The following is an 8,381-nucleotide window of genomic DNA, read 5'->3' as shown; positions in this document are numbered from 1 at the left end:
ATCCAGTCTTTCGTTCCTTCTGTCTTTTTTGGTTCGAAATATTTCATACGTTATATTACGGTCATCAACCTTAATAAGCATCGCATTAGAATGCTCCCCATAGAATTCATTTTGATCAATAATAGAAGCATATTCAAACGTTCCTGTTTCTGAAATTTGTTTTTTTGCTGTATCAAAATTTCCAAAATTTCTTTTATCAAACTGATTCACAGGACTGGACATTAATTCGTGTACAACGATCTCTTTTTCAGGGTCATTAATATCGGTTATTGTAAGGGCGCCATGATACGAACAATGCATGTCACCCGTTAAAAACGTTACACCGGATATTTGCTCATCCAGTAAGAATTCCATGACTTCTTCACGTTGTTTTCTAAATGGCACACCGCACCATTTGTCATTATTATTAATTACCTCACCTACAAAAGGTACACTTGAAATGATGAATTTGACTTTCTGTCTGTTCTCATCCGCACTTAACCACTCTTTGAGATGTTCCATCTGATTGTCCAGTATCATCCTGTTTTGCCCTGAACACATATCAGAAAACCTTTCCGTACGACAATCGAGAGCAAAAAATCTCACATGAGAATGTGAAAAATTGTAATAAAGTGCTTGAGTACCATAGGTCTGTGGATTATGTATATGCTGAAACTCTCTATAGACTTGCAGGCTTTTAGCTTTGATCTCCCAGGTTGTTGCACCATATCTGGACGAATCCATATCATTGCTGAAATCGTTTACCATTTCATGATCGTCTAACATCATGTAATGAGGGAGCATTGTGAGGAGTTTTCTTGTCGGTCTGCTGTCTCCCCATGCATCAATGTATTTTTCTCTATACTCCTCTATATCTGGCGCAGACCGGCCAAGACCAAAACCGACATCATAGTAGATCTGATCACCACAATGAATCATAAAATCGACGTTTTCTGTTTTTACCAAATCAATTAATCTCTGATAAGCAGGATCAGGAGAGATAAACCACCCAAAAGTATGAAGGTTACAACTGGCTAAAAGAAATGTTGTTGTCGCTGATTCTTCTTTGGGAAATGTTCTAAAACGTCCTGAACAATGACCAAAGTCAACCAGATGATCAGGCTTTTCTATATCTTTGACTGTAACTCCAAATTTAACCTCACATTGATATTCCTCATTGTCCTTCAAATCTCCAAATACTACTACTCCAGTATAACCATGTCTCTCTTCTAACTCTATTGATCTGGTTTCCATATAATTTCCTGAACCATTTACGGTAATAAAAGCAACAGGATATCTATCCTTACCTCGCACCCAAATACGTACTGAATCGTTTGTAGTGTGTCCAATTATTAACCGTGCCATTTCAATTTCCTCCTAATGTAAAAGTTCTTCTCTATTAACATCTTTCTTGTATAAGAAATTCAGCATACTTTAGATAGAATGACAGTTTCTCCATCAACCACTTCCAGAGCGTTAAATCCACAATGTTTCAGTTGAATAACAACGTCTGTATGATCAACAACAGGCAGTCCAAACCCCCTTCTCCAATATTTATGCGCTTCGTAGGGCACAGCAACAGAACTCCCGAGAGTTGATAACAGGTCCGGAATAACTTGAACGTCTTCAGGTCTGACTGCAAACAGAATGAGCTCAGCGCTTAATAATTGACCTGTCTCTTTTATCTCCATTCTGTCGGCATACTTGTGCAGTCCCTCTGAATAGAGCAGCAATCGAGGCCCACTTTTCGGTATAAGACGGAAACCGAGCATTGGGCCAACCTTGATCAGTTTAAGACCACTTCTTAAAACCTTTAGGGTAAAATCCAGGCGTTGTACCAGACGAAACAAATATCGTATTCTCGATTTGAAACCGGAAGGTAAAAGCGGCATATGCTGCCAACTGAACACGTCTATCCTCAAGCCAGGCAGGGTCTTTACATCACCCGGAAGAGAAGAGATAAACCGATCACCCTTACGGCCATGTCTGCGTTCCAGATAACGACATATTGTGGGTGAAGCTAATACGGTAACCGGAGCAACCCTGGATAAGTCAGTAAGATAATTTGCTGTACCTGCTACATGTTCAGAGTGACCATGCGATAGCAAAAACCATGCCTCCCGCTCGTTGTCAATTCCTGTTGTATCAGGCGGATCAACGAAAATCTGTGGTCCATCTGAGCATGAAAATCTGAATCCAGACCATCCCAGATACGTCATTTTTAAATCAGAAAAAGAAACTGTCATGTTTTTGCATTTGGATCATACTCTTTGTAAAAGTCTCTGCTCTTTTTGGACACATCAAGAACGCAACTCTTTTTCAATGCCGAATACCAATAATATGCAAATCTGTGAGGAGATCATATACTGATTATGCCAGGTTGTGAATCTTGTAAATAGCAGGACAAACCAGCTCTATTTATCTAAAAACATCGTATATCTGGAAACATTGGGGACCTGATCAAACCATGGAAATACTTCTTCCAACTGCCCTGCCAGCCTGAAAAGCAGATTTTCTTTACCATAGGCCGCCATAAATTGTATTCCCACAGGAAGACCATTCTCCGCCCAGTGCAGGGGAATTGACATCGCGGGATAACCTGTCAGGTTGGCCAGCCCGGCCCAAGGCGAGGCTGACATTACCCTCTTCACCTCTGGCAACATCAAATTGTTATCAAGGACAAATTTGTTCCAGGGTGGAGATCCACCAATTATCCGCTTATCCAACTTTTCCAGAAACCCGGAATCCTGTTTCTTGATTTTACGAAGCGCCTTCACTATTTGATCTTGCCGATTATTAACTACTCCATCGATCATACTCTCCATATCAGGGCTGAGAGCTGTTTCTCCAATAGTAAAAGGCATCCTTCCCAAGGTGGGCATCATATAGAAATCAATCTCATTCTCATTATAAAACTTTTGTACTTTCTGAATTATGTTAGTAAACAACGGATCAGGCTGCGGTATTCCTTCCCTATTCATAGAAACCGACTCACCCAACTTTGCCAGAAATCTGGTATACAACTCAAGGTCTTGTTTACGCGTAATCTTGGAAATGTGTTCAAATGTTTTGGCACAGAGCCCTTTAAATGCGGGCTCAACAAGTTCATTAAAGTTGATAGGAGGCTCTACTTCTTCAACTTTATATCCCAGTTCTTTCAGGAGAGTAACCACGTTATTTACTGCGTCCAGGTAATCCTTTGGTGTCTCCTCTCCTGTCAATGGATTGGTGTCAAATATCGAATACGCAATCTTGTAATCTTTATTCTTGGTCTTGTTATATATTGCATCTTTCCCGTCATAAACATCTTCCAGGTAAGGGTGTTTCGGAGGATCAATCGGGTTTTCAGTAGGGGTGTGGAAGTCGCCACCATATCCTTGCAACAGATCCAACATCGCGGCTGAATCCCTGACACTGCGACTTATTACATGTTGAACAGTAACAAAACTCCCATTCGGAGTTCTATCACGACTGAGTTTTAGTCCAAATAATCCCGTACAGGATGCTGGAATCCTGATAGATCCTCCTCCATCGGAAGCGTGAGCGACCGGAACAATTCCCGCGGCCACTGCAACCGCAGATCCTCCGGATGAACCACCGGGAGAATACCCGGTATTCCATGGGTTTGTTGTCACACCCCACACCTTAGGCTCCGTCACACCCATAATACCAAATTCCGGTGTACTGGTTTTACCAAAAATAACAAGACCAGCTTTCTTAAAACGTTTAACAATCTCAGAGTCCTTTTCCGAAACATAATCTTTGAAGGCCCTGCTACCCATCGCAAGAGGTGTTCCTCTCATCTCAACCCCAAGATCCTTTAACAGGAAAGGAACTCCTTTAAAAGACACCTCTGATGAAGGAGTTTCATTCTGTCGACGAGTGTTGCTTTCCATATCATGTGCAGTTTTAAGAGCTTTCTCTTCCATTGTCATTGCTGTTTCACTTGTCTTTACGGTTTCATTTGTCTTTAGTGTTATTCTGGGTAACGAGCGTCCAAAAGGGCCAAGCAACGAGTGATCATATTCATGTTGATGAGTATTATCTTCGATGAACCCTACTGTTTCAATATTGGATGGTGGTTGTACTCGATAATGCGGACGTACAATGGCATTAAAGCCCTTAACATGATCGGAAACCATAATCGCTATTTTAAGCAATTTGCTTGGTGCCGCTCCCTGCTTCACTAATTCTCCCAGCGTTAATCCATCACAGTTTCGATACTTTTCAAATAAATTTCCCTCGAATAATCTCTCTTTAGTAATTTCTTCATTTTTTACTAATTCTGCCAGTAATTCCCTGCCTGCCTGCTCCTGCCTGTCTTTGAAAGTTAAAGCCTTCTTATCTGTATTTACTAAATCCTCCCCTGCCGAATGACTAGCATAAGCAGTGTTGAAAAAAAAGCTGTTTAATAGTTTGATATTAATAGTGGTTTTGTCACTATTAACTTTTGGTTTTAGTTTATGAATACCTATTGTAAAAAGTATAAGAAATGCAAGTAAGCCAATGATAAATGTGTTACTTTTAATTTTCTGTAGCGATAAATATTTTTCCATTATTTCCCTCTCTCTTTCTTTAAATATACTGTATTCTGCATATTGATATAATAACTTCTTGTTATTCAACACTTGTTACTTAAATGTTTACTTATCGATTTGGCCTTGTTAATCCACAAATACAATACCATTATAATGAAAAAATCACACATACACATAAGTCTTTGTCAGGCACAAGGTTGCTATTTTATATTAATTTCCAACTTTTTATTATTTTTTTATTTGTTATGAAGCTATAACATTTTTTGTTATTTTATTACAAAAAATAGTTATCTATTTTTCAGTAGCATCCAGTTAGATTTTTGCGTATAACAAATTAATTCTCCAAAACTGCCATTCCCATATGCTTTAAGCGGGAATCCAAATTGAATGAACCACCGGGATACACGATAAAAGAATTCTGGTATGACAAAAGCGGTATCCGCAAAAACCTAACCGGATGCTACTACATTTTTTTGATAGTTTCCGCTTTAAATTTAATAAAAAAAAGAGACAAATAAAATTATGTTAGTCTGGTTAAGATTACTGGTAACTTTCATTAGGTCCTGTTTCAGGGAACCAATTAATTCTTCAGAAAAAATTGTAAATAATTCAATATCTATGGGTTTCAGGATCTGGCCAACCGAATGCGAATACGCTCTTGTAAATCAGGCAAGATACTTAACATTTATGGAGGCAAGCCGTCTTGATTTAATGAGACGGACCGGACATTTTTTTCTATTACTAAAAAACGGATGGAGTTCAGCTATTGGCACACAGCATATAAGTTATAAAAGACCGCTAAAGAGATTCCAGAAGTTTGAAGTCACCTCTCAAATAATATATTGGGACAAAAAATGGTTTTACTTTGAACATCGTTTCCTCAGGAATGGAAAATTGATGGCATATGCTTTAGTTAAAACTATTGTTGTCTCCAATAAGTCCTATATCAGCCCGAAAATGGTATTTCATGCGCGCAATCTTCAGTTATTATCAATAGAAAAACCTCAATCCGTAACAAAATTTGAAGAACTTGAAAAAACCATGACAGTTCACAATAGACAAATGATGAATTCAGAAAATTTAACAAACTGAATCAAACGCTATGCGAATAATATTGTAGTTGCCTCGTTTATGAGGCCAATGCCAACAATTTTGTGTGAACCTTGACTAGCCCGCTGAATAGTTACAATGAAATATGTAAATTATGCCTTTCATAAATAATAATCATTTTGTAAGGCTAAACACCTTGTGGTATAACAATAAAACCAAAAACATTATTTAGATAAATGAGAATTTATAATTTTTATTGCATTTCCAACTCCGTCCTCATTGCTAATGCGTTTACCAATTTCTTCAGCTTTTCGTCTCATTTTTTCGCTGGATAAAAGTTGATTAATTGCGTTAGAAAGATTGTCAGCATTTAGTTTCCAATTTGGAATCGGTTTTGGTCCAACACCCAGTTCTGATGCAATGTTGCCCCAAAATGGCTGGTCACTTGTAAATGGACAAATGAATGTCGGTTTTCCAGCCTTTAGGCTTTGTGCAGTTGTTCCAGGACCACCGTGTTGAATCACTGCTGAGACCTTTGAAAATAACCAATCATGAGGAATAGATTCAATATAAAAAACATTCTCAGGTGAATCGATGTTTATTAATCCACCCCAACCCGAAGCAATTATTGCTCTCTGTCCAGCCCTGCCTAATGCTTCCAATATTATCTTTGTTATCTGGCCAGGGTCTTTTGCAACCATGCTTCCAAACCCTATATATACGGGCGGGTTTTCTTTACCCAAGAAATCAATTAATTCTTTCGATGGAGTAAAATCAGTTTCTGAATCCAGAAACCAATATCCTGTAACATGGTCTTCTTTTCCCCATTCGTCTGTAAAGGGTACTACATGTCTGCTGTAACAATATAAAATTGGAATGCGTTTGTTATTTAACCACAGATAATTTGTATAGGTCCATTTTGGTGGAAGGTCAAGAACTTCTTTACGCCACTTATTTATAATTCGTTGATAGAAAAGCGGGGCGATGTTTATAAGTGAATAACTTAATTTATTGAGAAGACCGCCCAAATTGTACCACTGCAAATAGGGATAAGCGAATCTTTTATTTGGCGTTAATACTGGAGCCGGTGTACTTATAAAACATGGTATATTTAATTTTTCTGCCGTGTGATAACAACCTATGGTATTGGGTCGATAGATAATTGCCTCTGCATCTGTTTCAACAATCGCATGGTAGCTAAAATCCAAAAACCGCTTTAATAAATCTGGAACTTTACTTCTTGCATATTTGATTGCTTCAAGTTTACTTCCTGCGTTTACCTTTTTTATCTCTGTTGAATTTAAAAAATCGTTGTAATCAACATTGACCGGATAGTAATTTAAACCATAGGATGCAACTAAACTTTTGAAGTTAATTGGGATAGCAAGAGTGACGTCATAGCCAGATTTTTTTAATCCCAAAGCAAGTGGAATATAAGGCTGGACATCTCCGCGTGTGCCAAGTGTAATTATGGTAATTTTCACCTAAATAAATGTAAAATCCAAAGTTATAGTTACTAAGTTTTCGATCCTGTATCATGACTCATTTTGATAAACAGGAATTTATGATTCGTATCGCATTGTTAACTCCATCCTCATTTTCAATTCGTTTGCCAGTTTCTTCAGCTTTTCGCCTCATTTTTTCGTTAGATACAAGTTGATTAATTGCACTAGAAAGATTGTCAGCATTTAGTTTTCCAATTGGAATTGGTTTTGGCCCAACTCCCAGTTCTGATGCAATATTCCCCCAGAATGGCTGATCTGCTATGAATGGGCAAATCAATGTTGGTTTTCCTGCCTTTAAACTTTGTGCAGTTGTGCCTGCTCCACCATGTTGAATTACTGCTGAAACTTTTGGGAATAGCCAATCATGAGGGATAGGTTCAATATAAAATACATTCTCAGGTGAATTGGTTTTTTTTAATCCACCACAACCCGAAAACATTATTGCCCTCTGTCCGGTCCTGTTTAACGCTTCTAATATTATCTTTGTTATGTGGCCAGGGTCTTTTGTCGTCATGCTTCCAAACCCTATATATATTGGTGGGTTACCTTTCCCCAAGAAACTAATTAACTCTTTCGATGGAGTAAAATCAGTTTCTGAATCCAGAAACCAATATCCTGTAACATGATCTTCTTTTCCCCATTCGTCTGTAAATGGTACTACATGCCTGCTGTAACAATATAAAATTGGAATACGCTTGTGATTTAACCACAGATAATTTGTATAGGCCCATTTTGGCGGAAGGCCAAGAACTTCTTTGCGCCACTTATTTATAATACATTGATAAAAAAGCGGAGCGATGTTAATGAATGAATAACTTAACTTATTGAAAATACCACCAAGATTGTGCCATGGTAAATACAGATAGGCGAATCTTTTATTTGGCGTTAATATTGGCGCCAGTGTACTTATAAAACATGGTATATTTAATTTTTCAGATGTGTGATAACAACCTATGGTAATGGGACGATATATAATTGCCTCTGCATCTGTTTCAACAATCGCCTTATAGCTAAAATCTAAAAACCGTTTTAATAGCTTCGGGGCTTCTCTTCTTGCATATTTGACTGCTCCAAGTTTACTTCCTGCCATTACACTTTTTATTTCTGTTGAATTTAAAAAATCGTTATAATCAACCTGTAAAAGGTAGTATTTCAAACCGTAGGATGCCACAAAGCTCTTGAAGTTAGTTGGAACTGCGATAGTTACATCGTAACCACTCTTTTTTAAACCCAAAGCAAGCGCAATATAAGGCTGAACATCTCCCCGTGTACCAAGCGTAATTATGGTAATTTTCATCTAACTAAACAA

Annotated in this window: 6 protein-coding genes; 1 reads left to right on the top strand and 5 read right to left on the bottom strand. The window is 38.0% G+C overall.

Annotated elements, in window-relative coordinates:
- From SCALIN_RS16735 to SCALIN_RS22865, 3 genes are all read right to left on the bottom strand, one after another.
- On the bottom strand, positions 1 to 1,344 hold a 1,344-nt coding region (locus tag SCALIN_RS16735), incomplete at its 3' end, for an alkaline phosphatase D family protein (RefSeq protein WP_096895589.1).
- Between the two features lie 59 nt (positions 1,345 to 1,403).
- Positions 1,404 to 2,225, bottom strand: coding sequence for an MBL fold metallo-hydrolase (locus SCALIN_RS16730; protein ID WP_096895588.1), 822 nt, complete (start codon positions 2,223 to 2,225; stop codon positions 1,404 to 1,406).
- Between the two features lie 168 nt (positions 2,226 to 2,393).
- Positions 2,394 to 4,535, bottom strand: a complete 2,142-nt coding sequence (locus SCALIN_RS22865) for an amidase (RefSeq protein ID WP_096895587.1) — start codon at positions 4,533 to 4,535, stop codon at positions 2,394 to 2,396.
- A gap of 504 nt (positions 4,536 to 5,039) precedes the next feature.
- Between SCALIN_RS22865 and SCALIN_RS16720 the strand changes: the two genes are divergently transcribed.
- Complete coding sequence (locus tag SCALIN_RS16720; protein WP_096895586.1) at positions 5,040 to 5,609, top strand: acyl-CoA thioesterase; 570 nt, start codon at positions 5,040 to 5,042, stop codon at positions 5,607 to 5,609.
- A gap of 182 nt (positions 5,610 to 5,791) precedes the next feature.
- On the opposite strand, the gene SCALIN_RS16715 is transcribed toward SCALIN_RS16720, so the two are convergent.
- Complete coding sequence (locus SCALIN_RS16715) at positions 5,792 to 7,051, bottom strand: glycosyltransferase (protein WP_096895585.1); 1,260 nt, start codon at positions 7,049 to 7,051, stop codon at positions 5,792 to 5,794.
- A 58-nt stretch (positions 7,052 to 7,109) separates the two neighbouring features.
- On the bottom strand, positions 7,110 to 8,369 hold the full coding sequence (locus SCALIN_RS16710; RefSeq protein ID WP_096895584.1) for a glycosyltransferase: 1,260 nt from the start codon (positions 8,367 to 8,369) through the stop codon (positions 7,110 to 7,112).
- Positions 8,370 to 8,381 lie beyond the last annotated feature (12 nt).

Origin of the sequence: Candidatus Scalindua japonica, assembly GCF_002443295.1 — a bacterium.
In the GTDB taxonomy this organism is placed as follows: Bacteria; Planctomycetota; Brocadiia; order Brocadiales; family Scalinduaceae; genus Scalindua; species Scalindua japonica.
Note: the sequence above shows the minus strand (reverse complement) of the source record. Positions and strands in the feature narration are given on the sequence as shown.